Origin of the sequence: Brevibacillus sp. NPDC058079, assembly GCF_042885155.1 — a bacterium.
Taxonomy (GTDB): Bacteria; Bacillota; Bacilli; order Brevibacillales; family Brevibacillaceae; genus Brevibacillus.
Genome location: NZ_JBHVSO010000018.1, coordinates 1 through 18,322, shown reverse-complemented (window position 1 = coordinate 18,322; position 18,322 = coordinate 1). Strand labels below are relative to the sequence as shown.

Annotated in this window: 19 protein-coding genes; 6 read left to right on the top strand and 13 right to left on the bottom strand. The window is 46.9% G+C overall.

What is annotated here, in order from left to right:
* Positions 1-116: 116 nt before the first annotated feature.
* Positions 117-2,009, bottom strand: a complete 1,893-nt coding sequence (locus ACFVS2_RS31235; protein ID WP_390240344.1) for a serine hydrolase domain-containing protein — start codon at positions 2,007-2,009, stop codon at positions 117-119.
* Positions 2,010-2,165: 156 nt separating this feature from the next.
* On the opposite strand from ACFVS2_RS31235, the gene ACFVS2_RS31230 reads away from it, so the two are divergent.
* Both ACFVS2_RS31230 and ACFVS2_RS31225 read left to right on the top strand, forming a co-directional pair.
* The gene (locus ACFVS2_RS31230) at positions 2,166-4,019 is read left to right on the top strand and encodes a hybrid sensor histidine kinase/response regulator transcription factor (RefSeq protein WP_390240342.1); all 1,854 of its coding nucleotides are present in this window, start codon (positions 2,166-2,168) and stop codon (positions 4,017-4,019) included.
* Positions 4,020-4,083: 64 nt separating this feature from the next.
* Entirely contained in the window at positions 4,084-4,425 is a 342-nt protein-coding gene (locus ACFVS2_RS31225) for a zinc ribbon domain-containing protein YjdM (protein ID WP_007720328.1), read from the top strand.
* Positions 4,426-4,504: 79 nt separating this feature from the next.
* On the opposite strand, the gene ACFVS2_RS31220 is transcribed toward ACFVS2_RS31225, so the two are convergent.
* The 11 genes from ACFVS2_RS31220 to ACFVS2_RS31170 all read right to left on the bottom strand — a co-directional run bounded on the left by ACFVS2_RS31220 (position 4,505) and on the right by ACFVS2_RS31170 (position 13,560).
* The gene (locus ACFVS2_RS31220; RefSeq protein ID WP_390240340.1) at positions 4,505-5,485 is read right to left on the bottom strand and encodes an alpha-helical endospore appendage domain-containing protein; all 981 of its coding nucleotides are present in this window, start codon (positions 5,483-5,485) and stop codon (positions 4,505-4,507) included.
* A gap of 199 nt (positions 5,486-5,684) precedes the next feature.
* On the bottom strand, positions 5,685-7,556 hold the full coding sequence (locus ACFVS2_RS31215) for a glycosyltransferase (protein WP_390240338.1): 1,872 nt from the start codon (positions 7,554-7,556) through the stop codon (positions 5,685-5,687).
* Positions 7,557-7,582: 26 nt separating this feature from the next.
* Complete coding sequence (locus tag ACFVS2_RS31210; RefSeq protein WP_390240336.1) at positions 7,583-8,506, bottom strand: MBL fold metallo-hydrolase; 924 nt, start codon at positions 8,504-8,506, stop codon at positions 7,583-7,585.
* A gap of 28 nt (positions 8,507-8,534) precedes the next feature.
* A complete protein-coding gene (locus ACFVS2_RS31205; protein WP_390240334.1) occupies positions 8,535-9,317 on the bottom strand; it encodes a hypothetical protein in 783 nt (260 codons plus the stop codon).
* A gap of 35 nt (positions 9,318-9,352) precedes the next feature.
* A complete protein-coding gene (locus tag ACFVS2_RS31200) occupies positions 9,353-9,721 on the bottom strand; it encodes an alpha-helical endospore appendage domain-containing protein (protein WP_007720338.1) in 369 nt (122 codons plus the stop codon).
* Between the two features lie 64 nt (positions 9,722-9,785).
* Positions 9,786-10,130, bottom strand: a complete 345-nt coding sequence (locus tag ACFVS2_RS31195; RefSeq protein ID WP_173620448.1) for an alpha-helical endospore appendage domain-containing protein — start codon at positions 10,128-10,130, stop codon at positions 9,786-9,788.
* A 222-nt stretch (positions 10,131-10,352) separates the two neighbouring features.
* Positions 10,353-10,685 carry an alpha-helical endospore appendage domain-containing protein gene (locus ACFVS2_RS31190; RefSeq protein WP_173620449.1) on the bottom strand — a complete coding sequence of 111 codons (333 nt, stop codon included), beginning with the start codon at positions 10,683-10,685 and terminating at the stop codon, positions 10,353-10,355.
* 257 nt (positions 10,686-10,942) lie between these two features.
* A complete protein-coding gene (locus ACFVS2_RS31185) occupies positions 10,943-11,245 on the bottom strand; it encodes an alpha-helical endospore appendage domain-containing protein (protein WP_173620450.1) in 303 nt (100 codons plus the stop codon).
* A gap of 5 nt (positions 11,246-11,250) precedes the next feature.
* Positions 11,251-11,964, bottom strand: a complete 714-nt coding sequence (locus ACFVS2_RS31180) for a hypothetical protein (protein WP_390240331.1) — start codon at positions 11,962-11,964, stop codon at positions 11,251-11,253.
* A 2-nt stretch (positions 11,965-11,966) separates the two neighbouring features.
* Positions 11,967-12,668, bottom strand: coding sequence for a glycosyltransferase family 2 protein (locus ACFVS2_RS31175; RefSeq protein ID WP_390240329.1), 702 nt, complete (start codon positions 12,666-12,668; stop codon positions 11,967-11,969).
* Between the two features lie 49 nt (positions 12,669-12,717).
* Positions 12,718-13,560, bottom strand: a complete 843-nt coding sequence (locus ACFVS2_RS31170; RefSeq protein ID WP_390240327.1) for a class I SAM-dependent methyltransferase — start codon at positions 13,558-13,560, stop codon at positions 12,718-12,720.
* Positions 13,561-13,733: 173 nt separating this feature from the next.
* On the opposite strand from ACFVS2_RS31170, the gene ACFVS2_RS31165 reads away from it, so the two are divergent.
* The 4 genes from ACFVS2_RS31165 (at position 13,734) to ACFVS2_RS31150 (ending at position 18,141) form a co-directional block, all read left to right on the top strand.
* On the top strand, positions 13,734-14,882 hold the full coding sequence (locus ACFVS2_RS31165) for a glycosyltransferase (RefSeq protein ID WP_390240325.1): 1,149 nt from the start codon (positions 13,734-13,736) through the stop codon (positions 14,880-14,882).
* A gap of 214 nt (positions 14,883-15,096) precedes the next feature.
* Positions 15,097-16,065, top strand: coding sequence for an ABC transporter substrate-binding protein (locus tag ACFVS2_RS31160; protein ID WP_173620454.1), 969 nt, complete (start codon positions 15,097-15,099; stop codon positions 16,063-16,065).
* 85 nt (positions 16,066-16,150) lie between these two features.
* On the top strand, positions 16,151-17,161 hold the full coding sequence (locus ACFVS2_RS31155; RefSeq protein WP_390240323.1) for a FecCD family ABC transporter permease: 1,011 nt from the start codon (positions 16,151-16,153) through the stop codon (positions 17,159-17,161).
* Positions 17,158-18,141 carry a FecCD family ABC transporter permease gene (locus ACFVS2_RS31150; protein ID WP_390240321.1) on the top strand — a complete coding sequence of 328 codons (984 nt, stop codon included), beginning with the start codon at positions 17,158-17,160 and terminating at the stop codon, positions 18,139-18,141. The genes ACFVS2_RS31155 and ACFVS2_RS31150 overlap by 4 nt, the downstream gene beginning before the upstream one ends.
* A gap of 67 nt (positions 18,142-18,208) precedes the next feature.
* On the opposite strand, the gene ACFVS2_RS31145 is transcribed toward ACFVS2_RS31150, so the two are convergent.
* Entirely contained in the window at positions 18,209-18,304 is a 96-nt protein-coding gene (locus ACFVS2_RS31145) for an IS3 family transposase (RefSeq protein WP_390240434.1), read from the bottom strand.
* Positions 18,305-18,322 lie beyond the last annotated feature (18 nt).

Below are 18,322 nucleotides of genomic sequence, written 5' to 3'. Positions count from 1 at the left end.
TGTATCTTTCTATTGATCACCTCCTTATGCGGCTTAGTTTAATGGTAGTTCCTCGGATCAAACATTATGCTTAAAAAAATGCCGCAACTGAAAAGCTCTGTTGCGGCATCGGAGTCTTAGGAGTAATGAATCGAAAGAAAGTTCCAGTAAAATAAATAGCCAGTATACAGGATGGAGAGTACCGCTGCTGCGCTATTCGCTTCCTTCCAGCGATCACGCTCCTTGGCTGTTCCGATTCGCAGGAGCAAATAAGCGGCGGCGGCCAACGAAACAATCGGCAGGGATGCGACAATCACTTGGTAGAAGGCTGGGTAGCCATAGACAAGCTCTGCGTTTGCATAGGTGAATTGGATGATAAAAAACAAGCTATGAAGCAGAGCCATAATCGGAACGATCTTCGAAATAGCGTGCGATTGATTGCGCCATTTGCGTAGCCCGAAACGAGCGATCCAGACGAGCGAAAGAAGGATGAACGCGATTCCGGGAATCACATACAAAGCCAGTAGAACAGGCGGACTTTCGATGAAGGCGATGCGAGGGAGTGAAAAGTTCATCGGTCCTGTCATATAAAATTTCCCTTGTTCCTCGTGAAAATATAGCTGTTCCTCACCATTGATCTCTTGAAAGAAATGATCGTCTACCTGCACAAACTTTTTCTCAAGGGATTGCTGTCCTTCATTCTGGAACATACCAGTCACGGATATCGTCTGCGCGTCCAATGCCTTCACTGTGTAAGGGTAGCTACTGAGTAGACGAAGCCCTTTGCCCCAGCCATTCTCGGGCGTCAGGGTAAGCAGATATTGACCTTCCAGCTTTTTCATTTCGTCTATGGTGCCATCAACAGGAGTTAGGGGCTTGCGTACTTGCTCTGTCAGTAGCTTGTCGGTAAACGCGTTCACGACCTTGCCGTGCAGCTCCAAGCCCGGATGCGTGGCGTTCACCGTAACAAAGATGCCGATTGATTCTGAGGGAATCAGCACCATTTTCGAGATAAAGCCATCAATCCCACCGTTTGCCCATAGGGTAGGAATGCCGTTTTTCGTCTCTCCTTTAAAAAAGCCGTAGCCGATCCCGTACATGTGTTTATGGGCCGCGAATTGTTGGGCATGCATAAGCTGGACAGTTTCTGGTTTGAGCAGAGATGTGCCGTTATAGCTGCCGCCAGAAAGATGGGCGATCATATAGGGGGCGAAGTCGACGGGTGTCATATTAGCAGCACCACTCCCTGGGAAAATAATCCCCGAGTAAGGAATCGTTTGATAGCCGTTTCCGTCGTAATAATAGCTTTTTGCCAGATTGCTCCTGTCTTGCGGGAGATACAATTCGGCGGAATTCATACCTAGCGGGCGGAAGATATTCTCCCGCATATAATCATGCAAAGATTGACCGGAAGCTTGTTCGACTACACTTCCTAACAATCCGGTGCCCGCATTACTGTATTGAAATTTGCTGCCAGGCGTGAAAATCGTCTCCTGCATCTGAAGCGTTTCATTTACGGTCTCGGTCGAGAATTCCGGTATCACACTCTGACGGTTGTCTCTTTTATAAATTTTTTCATCTATACCGGCTGTATGTGTGAGCAGGTGGTGGAGTGTGATTGGGCCGTAACGATTATTGGTAATTTTGTAGTCTTTTAGGACGGTATTCAAATCTTCGCGTAAGGAAAGTTTGCCTTGTTCCACGAGCTGCATCGCCGCAGTAGCGGTAAACGACTTGGTCACGGAACCGATTCGAAACACCGTACGCTCAGGATCAACGGGGATTTGCTGTTCAACGTCGGCAAAACCATAGCCCTTCCTATAAATGATGCGATTTCCCTGGGTAATGACAATGGCTGCGCCAGGGATATGCAAGTTGTTCATTTCATTTTTCATGAGGGGATCAACTACTTGTTCGATGGTAGGAGTAGTAAGCGGCGAGCGAGCATTGGCCACTGATAGGGGCTGTATCAGCATGAGGCAGGATACGAGTAGAACGGCAAACCATTTTCGTAGAGCAAATAATGTCATGTTCATCACCTTTCGCGTTTAGCGTCAGTCCATTGTTGTAAGGCCAGCGACAGGGATGAGTATAGGACGAGGAGTGTCACGGTGAGAAGTAACAGAATGTCATTGTTTATCGTGATAGTAGCTGGGCGTCATCTGATAATATAATGGAGAGAAAGTTTGGGTGTAGATGAGGTGTGCCAATTGCTTGCATTTGTTAAACGATGGTTATGGGTCGACTGGATGATCTTCACCATCCACTTTATGTGGGGATTGACGATTATTCTCGGCTTTGTCCGCCATCACGATCAATTGCCTTATCCGATAGTGATTACATTGATCGTTTCGTTCTTAGTGCTTGTCGTCCCCAGTTGTTTACGTCGATACTCTCGTAACTTATATTTGTTCGCTGAGATTATTTTGAGTGGAGGCTTGTGCATTGCCTTGAACTTCTTTTTTGAAGGAGTAAGGTGGCAGTTTATCCCCATCGCTTTTCTCATCGGATATCACAGTGTGGAACGATCTTATCGCTGGACGGGACCATTGGCGATTTTGGTGATTCCGGCGATGCCGTTTCTTGTGGGCGAGGCAATTGGGTTTGATTTCGAGCCTATAGTCGTAAGCGATCTAATTGTGTACCATTTCGCGGCATATGCGCTTGGTTTTGCTTTTCAATTGCTTAGCCGTATGCACAAGCAAGGCCTGATTATTCAACACCAGAACCAGATATTGGAGCAATACACTTCCCAGGTGGAGGAAATCACGCTGCTGGAAGAACGAAACAAAATGTCCAAAGAGCTGCATGACACGATCGGACACACGATGACATCACTCATTATGGGTATGGAGATGCTTCGGTCTAAAATACCAGATGCGGAGGCTAGTCGACTGGACATGCTTTTGCAGATGGCCCGACAAGGTTTGGATGAGTCCAGAGGGATTTTCCACAAATGGGCTCATAATGGCTATGAATCTGCTACGACCATGGAGTCTGCCTTCGTTGAATTGATCGGGCAATTTCAAGTGGCTACAGGGGTGTCCGTCAAGCTGCGTATGTACGGCGCTGAGTATACGTTGAGCCGTTCCATAAAGCTAACTTTGTACCGCTGCTTACAAGAAACACTGACCAATGCTGTGCGACACGGAAAAGCATCACAAATTCAAGTGGGGCTTTACTTTGAAGAAGCCCAGATCCGATTGCAGGTCGAAGATAATGGGGAAGGAAATGGGACGATCGAATTCGGATTTGGTTTGCAATCGATGAAGGAAAGGCTGGAAGCACTTCAGGGACGATTATCGATCCATTGTATGGACGAAGGAGGTGTGACGGTCATTTGTAGTCTGCCAGCTATGCAGGCTGTACCACGTGCAGGCATACGTATCCTGATCGTCGATGATCAGCCCGTTGTGAGGGAAAGTTTGCAGCTCGTTTTACAGAATCAGCAAGATTTACAAGTGGTCGGGGTCGCTGAGAACGGCTTGATGGCACTGGACATTATTCCAACAGAAAAGCCCGATGTCGTACTTTTGGACGTTCAAATGCCTGTCATGGACGGGGCGAAGACACTACAAGAGATACGTGAGCGGTGGCCGGATATGCGTGTCATTATGTTGACGACCTTCGAAGAAACAGCCCTTGCGGCAGAAACGCTAGGGAGAGGCGCGAATGCCTACTTGTTGAAATCGGTTAGTCCAATCGAGCTGGTAGAGGCGATACGGGTTGTTCATCAGGGTGAAGCGTTGATTAACCATAAGATTGCGGATGTCCTTTTCAAAGAAATGCGCTTGCAGCAAGAAGAGCTGAATGGACTTCGCCAAAAGCAAGGGCGCGAGTGTCCCTATGGGTTGACGGAACGGGAAAGAGGCATATTGGCCTCGTTAGTAGAGGGGCTTCGCATGAAAACAATCGCGGAGAAAATCTTTCTTTCTGAAGGAACAGTACGCAATTGCACCACAGTGATTTATGCAAAACTGGGTGTTAAGAATCGCGAAGAGGCAGTTAAAAAAGCACGGGACGAAGGGCTTACTGGGTAGGTGGCCAGGTTTTCATGCTAGTTTATGATAGAATGGACAGTATCGAATGGAGGTTATATCAAAGATGAGTCAATTGCCAAATTGCCCAAAATGTCATTCAGAATACACGTACGAAGATGGAAGCTCCTTGGTATGCCCGGAATGCAGCCATGAGTGGACGCTCCAAGCAGGCAACGATAATGGTGAAGATAACAAGGTCATCAAGGATGCGAATGGAAACGTCTTGAATGATGGCGACACGGTAACCGTCATTAAAGACCTCAAAGTAAAAGGGACTTCATTGGTTGTGAAAATCGGGACAAAAGTAAAAAACATTCGCCTGATTGATGGGGACCATGATATTGATTGTAAAATCGATGGTTTTGGCGCGATGAAGTTAAAATCGGAGTTTGTGAAAAAGGTGTAAGCTGGGGAATGTGATGGACAAGAAAAAGCTGACTGCATGGTAGATTGCAGTCAGCTTTTTTCGTAAAGGAAGGGTTTTGTTAGGTGAGACGATGAATGGACCAGACGATGCCCTCGCCCCCTCCACCTAAATTGAGGTTGATGGTCAATCCATTGGCAACATAGAACAAACCAAGTGTATCACCAGCATAGAGTTGAACGTCACCCGCGAGCGTGACAGTTCCTGTCCCCAGAATGGCTCTTAATGTGAGTACGAGCGCAATGTTTATGTTGAGAACAGGGAAATCACCGATAATGAGATTTGTTGCAGTAGGGGTGATTCTCTGGACTTCAAATGCAGGGGTGATTCCAGGGCCTAAATTAACGGTAATGGCCGCGGTCGTTTCATAGTTAATGGTTGCTTTTATGGCGTAAGTTCCGGTTGCAGGTACTGTGTAAGTGCCAGTTACAGGATTAAAACTTGGGCTGCCATAATAGGGGCTCGCTGTTGACCAGTTAACTAATTGGGAAGATGCGTTAAGGGTCACAGTTGATAAGAAGCCAGAGAAGTTTTCAGTGGTGAAAGCAGGTCCAGTAGCGCCAGTGGCCCCGGTAGCGCCAGTTTCTCCGGTGGCACCCGTCGCCCCAGTCGGTCCAGTAATCCCCGTCGCACCTGTTTCCCCGGTAGCACCCGGCACACTAATGCCCGTGGCCCCTGTCGTGCCCGTAGCTCCAGTAATACCAACGCCAGTCGATCCTGTAGCCCCCGTTATGCCACCTGTGCTGTTGGATGGAACAGACAGGATGTTGTCCAGTTTCGATTGCAAGAGCATATCTTTTTTCGCAACGTCTTGCAAGGTTTGGCGAACGCTTGCATTCACCAGAAGGAGATCGCTTACCGAAGCAGGAACAGTCAAGCCTGGTAGTGTACCAATGGCATATTGCAATTTTTCTGCTTCTGCATAAATAATATGCCCGAGGCTGAGCTCTTCGATGGCGATGGAAGTAAGGAGGAGATTGATAGCATCGTCTCTCGTTACAGTAATGGTGGGAGTAATATTGGGAATATTGGCTTGAGTCATGGCATTCATCCTTCCTGTTACATTCAAAAACTCATCACTATGCTATGAGGCTTTATCTGTGCGCGTGCCTGGCTGTCTCCAGATTGACTTTTGGGTTAACCGGTAAGCACCGTGCTCATCAAAAAATAGACCACCATTGCTTATGGCATTTGTACATTCACCCACAGGGTGGGTAACTTTTTCATGATCACGAGGGGTGTCAGGTCAGAGATTCAAAATACTTTTTGTTGTAGAGGATGCTAGGGTGGGTTGGGTTATATAAGTAGGCAACATCATTGTGGTGACGTGATTTCTCGTTATCCCCCATTTGGGAATAGCACAAGCAGAGTTGCAGATGAGGTAGCCACGTCCAGGAAACGTGGTCGATGTGTGCGAGCTTTTCAGCAGGTCGCTCCACTTTTGTTGCGAGATCGTACCAAAAAACCGCCAGCAGCCAATTTTTATCTTCGACGTGAAAGGCTCCGATCTGGCAGCACGCTTCAGCCCGTGGGCGACCGTAGTTGAACGTACGATATAGCGACGACAAAACATTGTGTCTCTCATAGAGGTGGGAATAGCAACTCGCCAACTTCAAGCAAGCGTTAATGTTGTCTTCTACCCAGCCTTGTTGGGTGTTCAGGAACTTCGTGTAAAAAGTAATGGCCTCTTCATGATACTGATTGTCGCGTAATTCATTCGCATAATAGTACAAGTCCCGTGGCGAGAATTCTTCCCCTTTGGCATCCCTGCGGCGATAGATTTGCAGATTGCGGTCTGTGTATTCCTTTTGCTTGTTATGCGTGATGGATATGTCACTGTTGATGGCGTTTCCGCTTACTTCCAAATACTCATGGACGGGTCCAATCCAGCGAAAACCGCGGTCGCGTTTTACGAGGCGATTACGGCGAATGCTGTACGCCACATTCCCATTGCTGTCTACAGAAAGGTTGTAGTTCATCGTGATACTGTCGATGCTGTAATTCAACGTAAACTTCAACTCGCGGAAGAGCTGACGGTCTTTTTCCAGAAGGATATCGTCTGCATCTAGCCACAAAATATAGGGGCATGTTGCCTTGCTGAACGCATAGTTGCGTGCGGCTGAAAAATCATCAATCCACTCGAAATCATAAATGGTGCAGCCATAGTTGGACGCAATTTCTTTCGTGCGGTCTGTTGAACCCGTGTCGACGATAATGATTTCATCGACGAGATCCGCAATGGTGGAGAGGCAACGCTCCAGAGCGTCTTCTTCATTTTTGACGATCATGCATAAACTGATTGAAATCTGATTCGTTTTCCCCGCTGTCATGCCATTTTTTTTGCGATACTCACTCACTCCTGCCAGATCCGACTGACGGTAGATGTGATACCCAGGAAGGTGCGTATCTACATGCAAAGAAAAGCCCATAGCTACAGCCCGAACGCAAAAATGCCGATCTTCTCCCCAGAACGACAAGTTCGCTATTCGTTTAAAGCTGACGCCTGCCTCCAAGACCTTTCGATGGAGTAACGTGCATGCACCGAGGCCTCCTACCTCATAGACACCCGGTTTACGCAGCATCTCTAAAAAGTTTTGGTTCTCCGTTGATTCGGACGCGCCTTCGCGTGTCAACGTGTATTGATCCATCAGCCAAACTTGAGGAAGCTCAATTGAATCAGGCTGCCAACGTGTCCAGTAGATGTTGGAGATAATATCTTTATTGGCTTGAAGCAGCTGTTGCAGTGTGTGAGGGTGTAAAACGAGATCGGAATCGATCAAAAATAAGTAATCGAAACCCTCTTTGAGCGCATAGGAGATAATCGTATCTTTCATTTGCGCTACTTTCCAAATATTTCGTTCCGTCCAATAATGGGTCATTTCATTTCGGACATACGTATCATCGTCTGTGTTTTTGAGGATGACGGTTCGTTTGTTCTCCTGCTCGAAATCAGCCAAGAGTGTACTGGATAGGGGGTCTTTGTTATCGTCAATGAACATGTAATGAACCAGTTCATTTTTGGTAGTCAACTCCGTGAGGGATTGAAGGAATTCCTCCAAAATGATCGGGAATTGCTGAATGGGACTCCCGATTAACATACGTTTTTTACCCATGGTACACCCCCAGATATAGCCTTTGTTTAAGTGGTTGCCGCAGGTTTGCTGAATAGCAGTAAACCATTGTCCACTTTTGCGACAATTCGGTTCTCTTGCTGTAACTCTTTTAAATAAGAGCGGGTAATCGAAGTAGTCAAACTGTAGCGATGCAAGTCATCTTCAAACTCATACTTTTTCATGACTTTTTGGACTAATTGTTCCAAAGTGCTTGGCTGCTCATGAATCAATGCTTCAAGAAAAGCGGAGGTGTCTTTCATAAGGGTGAGATGCTTGTTAATTAAACCTGTGACTGTCTTATAGGGTCCGCCATGGTAAAGCACATAAGCGTTTAATTTCATCTTCGAGAGCTTCTTGAAGCTTCTTCTGGCAGCCTTCAGATCATTAAAAAAAAGGAGATCCTGCTTGTTCAATGTTTTGGAACCAAACAAGGCATCGCCGCAGTAAAGGACATGATCAGGGGTAATAATGCCGACCATTCCCGGCGAATGTCCAGGTAAGGAGACGATTTTGAATGGAATGGTATCGACGTGAAAGATACCATCGGTGGATGGAAGATAATCCGTTACGAGCGCACGTGTATTCTCTTTGTTTTCATCAGGCTTCGTATCAGACCCTCCACCTGCGTCGAAAACCAAAGGCTCGAGATGCGGATTTTCGATGATATAGGATGCCAGATGTGTCGCATAGATGCGAAGGTTGGGGAACCTTTTTTTCAAATAGGGATTGCCACCGTGGTTAACAGCGTGACCATGTGTATGAACAACGGCAAGGATTTGATACCCTCGATCGCTGATTCTCGTGCATACTTTCTCGATGACCGTGGCATTCGGTCCGCTATCAATGCAAACAGCGGTCTTGCTGGATCTATCCAAATAGACTCCGATCCCGTATTTACCGGAGACCACATAACTGTTGCCGGCCACTTCGATCAATTCCAAACGATCCATATCCCTTACTCCTTCATTAGATTCAGGTTCATATGTGGATGACCTTGGTGACATTGCCGATACGTACCTTTACGGAGTTCGGTACAAAGGGAGGCTTTGTAGGTGCAGACACTCGCTTAGCGTGCATTTTTTTCTGGTTACGCACTTTTACCACGTTTGTTACAGGCTTGGGACGCTTGGATTTGCTTTTGTTTTTATCAGGAGTAGGGACGGAGGCGGCCTGTGCTAATAATGGGGGGGTTGGACGTACTGATTTCCGATTGTTGGCTGTATCGATGCGTGCGTTGTTTGCGAGCAATGGAGGGGTTGGGGCAGGCATAGGTGGAACGTCAGTAGTTTTCGTTTGCTCACTCAGATCTAGCTGTACAGGTTCGTCATCTGGAAAATCTCCTTCTAGCTCCAATTGCATTGGCTCGTCGTAGGGGGAATCCTCTTCCGGTTCTATCGGGTAAAAAGCTAGTAATTGCCGCAGATGATTTTCTATCAAGGTGGCGATTTGTTTATGTGGAAACCTCCATGTCTTTACCAATTCCGATAACTGGGCAATCGCAGCAAGGACATGTGTGTACATTTCACTAGTGGGATGGAGGGGGTTATGCGATTCAAAAAGGAAGCTGTGAGCAATCTGCTTATTATGTATGTGGGTATGCAGTCTGACGAGCAGGTTGATCATCGTTGATATTTGGTAGCCAAACAGCGTCAGTTCGTAATCTTTGGCATGATGAAAGCGTGATTCCAATCCTTTGACCAACTGGACGATGGAATAGGTCAGCTTTAGAACGGTTTGGTCATCGATACCTCTGTTCTTCATGGCAATTGACCTCGAATTCCTGAAATGATCAATCGTTAATAGTCGATGGTGAAGTCGTCATCCAATTCATCCCCGAAATCGGCTTCTTTCATCTCGAAATTTGATTTAAGCGCCACAGGGTACATATGGATGGCCGCATCCAGCTTTTTTAACAACAGCCACTCAGCCATCAGCACTGAATCCAGAATCGAAATGACTGTACGATTAAAGGTGATGATCTCATCATTAGACGGGGTGTTGGGGAAGTCCAGATTTTTGCCAACGAAAGCAAGGGCTTTGTCAGCTTCAGCATTTAACAATCTGGACAAGGCTTCTTCCTCTAGGGCAATCGATTGCAGCAAATGACTCAAAGCTTCTTCGCGCGTAGGCACATCATTTGATGGAACTTTATCCCGTAAGGTCATCATCATCCCTCTTCAATAAAATTATGATCCTATGAAAAGCAGTGTAAGGAGTGAGGGCTATTCTTCAAAGGCATGGAAGGTCGGGTAAGTCAGGTAAGTCATTGTGCTGATGATCATAATTATTATGCATCTGCTCCAGCTTGATAATATCCTCCAGCCTGAATTGTAGGAGCATCTCGGTCTTGATGACATTACGCAGCATTCGTTCTACGCTGTTGTTTAAGGCAAGCGCATCATTGAGCGAGAGGCATTGCTCCTTCACGATCTTTTGAATCTTTTCCCCCTCTGTATTAATAATGTGAGAAAGTCCGATTTCCTCCAGCGCAATGGAGGTGAGAAGCAGATTTAATACTTCGTTGCGTTTCAATATGATTTCCGGTGTTATATTGGGGATCGTGGGCATTGACATCGTTAACCACATCCTTTGTTTGTATGACTTTGTATACAAAATAAGACTTGCCCGAAATAGAAGGCGATCTGCTTCCCTTTATTTGCACAGAACGCCTTCAGGCAAGCTTCTTACAACGTACTTAAAAACGATAGGATCGTCACAGGATCGCGTAACTGATAGTGAATAAATGGAAACTTCCTCGCAGTACATGTTATGTAACCGCGATCTTAATATGACAACTTAATCGTATTCATTCGATAAGGAAGTAGAGGTGCTCGGGATAATGCTAACCAGATTTTCCAACTTGAATTGCAAGAGCATTTCTTTTTTGATGACATCTTGCAGCGTTCTGCGAACACTGTTGTGAACGGCAAGAATGTCAGAGATGGTGGGAACGACCTCAGGTGTAATCCCCGATGTACCTACCACAAACTGGAGTTTTTCTGCCTCTGCATTCATAATATTCACCAAAGCCAATTCTTCCAGAGCAATAGATGTCAGTAGTAAAGATACCGATTGCTCAATCGTAACGGAAATCGTTGGGGTAATGTTAGGGATGGTAGGTTGAGACATGAGATCACCTCTTTGAAGTAATGGGTAACTAGTTTACTCGTTTGGCCTATCGCTTACTTCTAAACGTGTGATCGCTAGCAAATCCCCCCTTCGTTTTAACTACGGTAAGTGTATGCATAGGTGTGTGTCCCACTGAACTGTTTATTTGTACACATGCGCATAGGAGCGGGGAAAAGGAAAAGCCCGGATCGATTGACCCGAGTCAGTGGTATTGTGATAGTTTTCATACGAATGAGGCCTATTTAACACGAAGGAATCTATGGAAGAAGATTATCCACGATATTTTCCAATTTGAATTGCAGAAGCATTTCTTTTTTGATGACATCTTGTATCGTTTGACGAACGCTTGCATTGACGAGAAGGATGTCGGAGAGTGTTGCGGCTGGTTGAAGCCCTGGATCAAGGGTACCTAAAACAAATTGGATCTTTTCAGCCTCGGCGTTCAGAATGTGAGCCAAAGCCAGTTCTTCTAAAGCGATGGATGCAAGCAATAGCGAAGTGGTTTGGCCTAGGGTAATCGAGATAACCGGCGTAATATTAGGGATCGATGCTTGAGACATGATCATCACCTCATGGATTTAGTGATATTTTTGGTTCCCTGGAGCCTTACCAATACCCAGCGACGATTTCCGGCAATCTCTCGAAAAAGTTCTTCATAGTGATAGATTTTTCCGAGATGAGCCAGAAAGGGATAGTGATCAAAATCATCTACGAGAATAAGCGCATCTGGTTTGAGAGTGGCAACAAATAGTGGATAGGCAAGAGAGCGACCGTTGCCATGCGGACCGTCTACAACCATGACATCTACTGAATGACCGGAAAGCGATAGTTGGTCCAAATCGGCGTAAAAGGCATTTTGAATAGAAAAATGATCAAATTGATTCTCAGGAACACGCTGTCCGATGGCAGTCCACAAGCTCCTGCTCTCTGCTGGATTGTCGAAGACCTTGTTCCATTCCTCTTCGGATAGTTGCTTCAAAGAGCTGGTTACCAATGCGACATGCGGTACATCACCTAGACTCTCCGTGATTTCCTTTGCACGAATCGGATGATGCTCCACAATGGTTGCTTGGACCCGGAGCAGCTCAAGCTCGCCAAGTGCTTTCCAAAACAGAGCGGAGTCACCTCCACCGAACTGAAGCACCTGGCACTCCTCATTTTCATGTTTGATATGACGGCATGCATGTACGAGGGCCTGTTTGCTCAACGTGAGTGAGTTGTATCGCCAGTGATTACAATTGGGCTGCTGCAAAGCCTTTTCGATATCGCGAATGATCATCCTCATTCCACCCATTCCAACAGATTGGGATGTTGATCCAAGATCGATTCATACTGTTCCTTCCAGCCATATCGGGCGTCGGGGTCGAGGAGCTGATAGCGGTTGTATTTGTTTTGTCTGTCTTCGAGTCGGGCCCAGCCAAAATGTTTCACGCGTGATGGATGGCACAGGTAAGGGAACTGGTTGATCGAGAGAGGGAATCTGCCGCAATGCTGTGGGGTTTCCCTCCATACATATGGGAAGTCAGGGCGGTATTTGATCATAAAAGGACGGTAGTAATGATGGGCTTTCCAATACACATCTTCGCGATAATGCGTCTCGCTCCACATATCGTACAAACGAAAGTAGATCGCCTCGTGTGTCTGTTGTTCCAAAATCTCGGAAACTTTTGAGGGGAAGGAGCTATCCATGATTTCATCGGCGTCCAGATTCAAAATCCATCCCGGATCAGTCTGGATCGTTTCTTGCCATTGTTGTTTGCGCAGGGTGACCTCGTTGGAAAACAGAGAGGTAGCGTTTTGAACCAGATGAAGAGGAATGCCCTTGAGAACCTCTCTACAGAGATCCACGGTATGATCGATACTGCCATCGTCGATGATGACGGCTGCGTCAATAAAGTCTTTATGTGCTTCCAACACTCGTCTCAAATACCGATTGCCTTCATTTTTCACAATCATAGAAAGAGTCAGTTTGGCTCTGGTCATCTACGTACTGCACCTCCTGCCTATTCGAAATTTTGTTACGGATGGCAGGTTAGGCTTGTCGTGTGGCAATGCAGAAGATTTCATGGCCTTGGAAGGTCGACTGGAGGTTCACGGCTAGCTTCATGATGTCCTGGATCGGTAGAGGTGTTTGCGTGGTCTTGCGCAGATGGTTTTCCAAGCGGTTCGTTTCTTCTCGAGAAAAGATGGAGAGAACCTCCCAGCCACCTTGATGAAGCAGTGAGATCAGATTGTCACGGGAGTAATGAAAGAGGTGGTCATTCTCGGTATACAGCGGGGAATACACCCCAAACAATTTATTGGTGAACGAGTTTTTGTTCGGCACACTAAAAATGATCTTTCCTCCTGGTTTAAGAAACACCTTCAATTCTTCAAGGTATTGCTTCGGATGCGAAATATGCTCAAAGACGTGACAAAAAACAATGGCATCAAACGTACCAATGTGTTCGGGGGCGAGAACGGAGGAGTTCCATAACGAATGAACTAGTTGTAACCCATACCGGTCTTGGGCGTATGCGCATGATTGGTGCGACGGCTCCACCCCAACAACCTCCCACCCAGCCTCACGAGCAAGGAATAACAACTCTCCTGTTCCTGGACCAATTTCGAGCAACTTCCCTTTTTCCGAAAACCACATATCGAGCAGCAATGTATGGAAGATCGCATGTTCCGTAAATGTATTTTTGGCGTATTGATCACGCATGGAAACCCAACTCGCATCATAAATGTCTGCAACCAGCTGTGTTACGTCGACCTGATCGAGGTGAGGTTGAAAAACGAGATCACAATCTTTGCACGTAAGTAGCGAGAAGGTAGCGTACTGGTGGAAAAGCGCAACCTGAGCGCTGTTGCACAAAGGGCATGAGTCATGCATGGATACGATCCCTGCTTTCTTTGTGATATCTGCCTACAACTACCTATGCGCTGCTCCAGCAAATAGTTCGAAAACCAAGGAAATGGCGCCGTTCTGAAAGGAGCAGTCCGCTCATAGAGTAAAGGGGGGATAGACTACGATCTCATTGATGTGTGTAAAAGGAGATGAGTAGCATGTCTGAGGCGCCCAAAATTTCCTTATGTATGATTGTAAAAAACGAAGAAGAGTGCCTTCACAAGTGCTTGGAAAGCGTGAAAGATCTTGTGGATGAAATGATTATCGTAGACACGGGAAGTACCGACAAAACGGTAGAGATAGGCAAGTCATTCGGAGCGGTCGTGCACTCGTATGAGTGGCAGGATAACTTCGCAGAAGCACGAAACTTTGGACTGGAAAAGGCAACGGGCGACTGGATTTTGTGGATGGATGCCGATGAGGAAATGAATAAGGAAGACAGCACGAAATTGAAAGAGCTGCTTCGCAGTCAAGAAGATTCTCTTTTTTATATTCATCTAATAAATTACATTGGAGATGAAATAAATGAAGACGATGCTTTTCATATCGCTCACTCACGTTTGTTTCGCAATGGCATCGGTTTTCGCTTCCATTTTCCCATCCATGAAACGCTCAACGTAGAAGAGGTCCTTCCCAATCTGACCGAAGATCTCCACATTCAAATCTTGCCTGTACGGATATACCATTACGGCTACATGAATGAATTTACTGGCAGAAAGAACAAATTCGAGCGCAATATTGGGCTACTCATGAAGGAATTGGAAAAAGAGGACCACTCTCCATGGATTGAGTATCATCTTGCCAGTGAATTCTCACGTATCCAGGAGCATGAGAAAACGTTCAAGTTCGTGAATCTGTCTATTATCGGGTTTCTCGAAAACCACATGATGCCTCCTTCGCTTCTTTATAAGCTCAAGTACTCTACGTTGATCTCGATCGGCAGTGCTGAGGGAGCGTGGCCAGGAATTGAAAAGGCAATCGAGATTTATCCTGACTACGTTGATTTGCATTTGTACAAAGGGATCATTCAGTATTTGAAAAACGACTATAAACGAGCATTGATGACGTTCGATCACTGCTTGGAGCTAGGGGAGAGCAACATTCGTCATCTGACCTTGAAGGGATCGGGAAGTTTTCACGCCTGGTATTACAAAGGGCTTTGCTACGAAGGCTTGGGTCAAGTGGATGAGGCTGTGGCAGCTTATCAGACGGCATTGGAGATGGCGGAGAATCATGCGCCTGCCAAGGAAGCATTAGAGAAGCTGAGCTTAGCGACTGAAGTAAGTCATACGCCAAACAACAAATAGCATCGTGGCGAAAAGCCGTTTACGTCGATGGTTCAGGCGTAACGGCTTTTTTTCGTAATGGCAGAGCATGAACAAAATGACGTTAATGACCTTTATTGCGGTAAAAGGTTTAATAAGCACAATGTTTCATTTGCGGCAGCGGATTGTTACAATAAAAAACGCATTTTGTCGGTAATAATAATCATTATCAATTACATCGAGTGAGGGACAAAAGATGAAGCGAACAAACGGAATGAAACGTCTCGGTCATATGCTTTGGACGCTTGCACTGGCAGGTACGGTATTACTGACCGGGTGCGGCAGCGCAGAGCAAAAACAGCCAGCAGCAGGTCAAGATAGTGCGCAAACCGCACAAAAGCGCATCGTGAAACACGAGCTGGGCGAAACGGAAATTACCGGAGACCCGAAAAGAGTCGTCGCGTTGGAGTACTCCTTTGTAGACGGACTATGGGAGCTGGGAGTGACGCCTGTAGGAATCGCGCAGGAGAAGGATAAGGACGTAGAAGGACTGATCGGCAAAAAAATCGAGTATACTCCTGTTGGGACACGCCAGCAGCCGAGTCTGGAAGTCATCAGCTCGTTGCAGCCAGATTTGATTATCGGTGATTTGAATCGCCACAAGGACATATACAAGGATTTGCAAAAAATCGCACCGACGATCATTTTGAAAAGCCGCAACTCGACGTATCAGGAAAACTTGAGCTCGTTTGCCACGATTGGGGAAGCTCTGAACAAGCAAAAAGAAGCAGAACAACGCCTGATCAAGCACAAGGAGATCATCGCAGAGTTTAAGAAGAGGGTACCGGCTGGGGATTCCCGCAATGTCATGCTGGGAGTATTCCGCGCAGATTCGCTGTCAGCACATGGTTCGAAATCGTTTGATGGCGAATTGCTCGAAATGATTGGAATCAAAAATGCGATTCAGGATGCGGCAGAACCAACGGTAAAAATCAGTCTGGAGCAAATGGTGCAGTGGGACCCAGATGTGATTTTCCTGGCGGAAGCCGACGACGCGCTGTTGAACGAGTGGAAGCAAAATCCGCTCTGGAACAATATCACCGCAGTCAAAAATCAGGAAGTACACAAAGTAAATCGTGACCTCTGGACGCGCTATCGCGGATTGAAATCTGCGGAACGCATTGTGGAAGAGGCAGTAAATCTCTTGTATAGCAAGGAAAAATAACATACGGTGCAAATTCTGGAAAGACCGATCGCTGATCTGGTCTTTTCGGTGTTCCTGCACGTGGTAGTTGATCGAGGTGCTTGTATTGCAGAAAACAACGACACGACAACGAAAAGGTACCTTTGTCCTCATAGTGATCGGCTTAGCAATCCTCTTGTTTATAGGTTTGTTGCTGAGCTTGTTTACCGGAGTAGCTTCGCTGCAAATTCGATCATTAGTGACGCATTGGCTATCGGGTGAATACTCCAAGGAGCTCTTGATTTTCCAAACCATCCGCGTTCCGAGAGCAGTGCTGGGAGCCATTATCGGGGCGAATTTGGCTGTGGCAGGTGCCGTGATGCAGGCCGTTACTCGCAATCCGCTCGCATCCCCGCAAGTATTTGGCGTGAATGCGGGGGCTTGTCTGGTGGTCGTACTCGCGATTGTGTTTTTACCGGATATCGGGAAAGCCAATCTCATCTATTTTGCATTTGCTGGAGCGATTCTTGGAGGACTTGTTGTCTTTGGATTCGCAGCTTCCCGCGGGATGACCAATCTCAAGATCGCATTGGTAGGAATGGCCATCCACCTGCTGCTCACCTCCATTACGAAGGGAATCATCATCTTTAACGAACAAATCTCGAATGTATTGTACTGGTTGTCTGGCTCCATTAGCGGAGCAGCTTGGACGGATGTGCAATTAATTTTGCCATGGTCGATGGCGGGACTCCTTCTGGCGATCTGGCTGTCCAGCTCTTTGTCAGTGTTTCGACTGGGGGAGGAAGTCGCGATGGGGTTGGGACAAAAAATCGCCCGCGTCCGACTGCTGTCTTATGTTGTGGTCGTTATTTTGGCAGGCGCCTCTGTTGCTGTCGCCGGGGCTGTTGGTTTCGTCGGACTGATGGTTCCACATATCGCAAGGAGGCTCGTGGGTACGGACTATCGGGTCGTTATCCCTGTGTCTGCGCTTGGTGGAGCTGTCTTGGTCACCTATTCCGATGTACTGGCTCGCTTGATTTCCTATCCGTTTGAGTCTCCTGTAGGAATTGTAACGGCTCTCCTGGGAACCCCGTTCTTTCTGTACTTGGCGAGAAAAAAGGGGAGGGAAATGGTATGACTTCGCGAAAAAACACCCTGCTCCTAGTTGGCCTAGGCGCCTTAGTCTTAGCGGCAGCATTGCTTAGCATGGGGATCGGCCCGATCTTTATCGGCCCTGATCAAATCATTCGAGTGATTATGGGAGAATCTTCGTCGCTTACGTTTATGATTGAAAACTATCGATTGCCGCGGGCGTTGCTCGCGATTCTTGCTGGAGCGGGCTTCGCGATCGCTGGTGTGATTTTGCAAGGAATGATCCGTAATCCGCTGGCATCTCCGGATGTCGTAGGGGTAACCAAAGGCGCGGGTTTGTTCGCGGTTGTTGTCATCATTCTGTTTCCGACCGCTTCACCGCTTCTTCTCCCGATTGTCGCGTTTTTGGGAGCACTGGCGGTAGCGATTGCCCTCATCTATTTCGCTCGGAAAAGCGGTGCACAGCCAACTACGTTTGCGTTGGTCGGCATGGGAGTAGGAGCGATCTGCCAAGCGTTGACGGAATTCATCATGGTGAAGTATCCGATGCAAGCCAATGATTCTCTTGTCTGGCTGGCAGGGAGCTTGTGGGGGAAAGGCTGGGATGAAATTTACGCTTTGCTGCCGTGGCTGCTCGTATTCATTCCTATTAGCTTTGCCCTGCACCGAAAGCTGGACATTATCAGTCTGGATGAAGGGAGCTCTACGGGGCTCGGACTGAATGTCGTGCGAACACGCTATATGCTCTTGCTGCTCGCGGTTGCATTGGCAGGCGCAAGTGTAGCGGCGATTGGCTCGATCGGATTTGTGGGATTGATTGCACCACATATGGCGAGAAAGCTGTTCGGTCATCAGCATCGTTATCTATTGCCAGGTGCGGCGGTTTTGGGCGCGTTGATTCTCGTCATTGCAGATGCATTGGGGAGGGGACTGAATCCTCCGATCGAGATTCCCGCGGGTATTGTGACGGCGGTCATCGGTGTTCCATACTTCTTGTATTTGGTGCGTCAAGAGAAGAAAAAGTAAAAAGAAAAGCCATCTTTTCCTCTTGGTCAAGACCCCATTTCGTAGACAATAAGAAAAACCCCGGCCGTTAGGCCGCTAACTGACGCCTAAATTCACTAGGCGTCAGTTTTTTTAATTTCAGTTGAAGACGTTCTTCGTTGTAAAAATGGATATATTCCTCAATTCTTCTTTGAGCATCTTG